Genomic DNA, 550 nt, shown 5'->3' with positions numbered 1-550 from the left:
AGGAACAAGCAATAACACCAGCAGAGACACACCAATCACGGTATTGATGGGAAGGTTTAATTTTCCATTCATGCGCGTCCTCTACTGATGAGGTGGTAAATCGGATGGTTGAGCCACTTCTTCACCAGCTTCTTTTGAGGATACAGCAGACGATGAAGAAGATTTGGCTAGCTGACCACTCAAATCCATCGCGCCATTGAGCAGCAAACTGATGGAGGAGAGAGATGACGTGACGCGAGACAGTCGCCCAGCTTTCGCAACAGCAATCGCGGCAAAAGCGCTCAACCCAAGCGCAGTCCACGGGTTTTCTTGCACGAATCGGTTCGAGGTAAATTTGAGGGTTTGCTTATCCAGCAAGCATTGCTCCAAAACCGCTTTACCCTCGATGCGTTTTATCTGCATGGCTCGGTCGAGTTTGGTTAGAGAACGCATGCCAGCCCTCCTGCAATTGGTCGGTTGTATTTTTGAAACCAAGGAAGTGTGTCAGCCGCTTCTGCCACCACGCTAACCCAACTAACGCTAGACCTAACGACACAATAAACACGCCAAC

1 protein-coding gene is annotated in these 550 nt (G+C 49.6%); it reads right to left on the bottom strand.

What is annotated here, in order from left to right:
• Positions 1-81 precede the first annotated feature (81 nt).
• On the bottom strand, positions 82-432 hold the full coding sequence (locus R7Q46_RS29470) for a hypothetical protein (protein ID WP_318078625.1): 351 nt from the start codon (positions 430-432) through the stop codon (positions 82-84).
• Positions 433-550 lie beyond the last annotated feature (118 nt).

This window comes from Vibrio sp. 811 (assembly GCF_033339195.1).
Note: the sequence above shows the minus strand (reverse complement) of the source record. Positions and strands in the feature narration are given on the sequence as shown.

Bases quoted from the DNA above. Each gene is read 5' to 3' on its own strand.
- R7Q46_RS29470 (WP_318078625.1), bottom strand. From the start codon at position 432: ATGCGTTCTCTAACCAAACTCGACCGAGCCATGCAGATAAAACGCATC.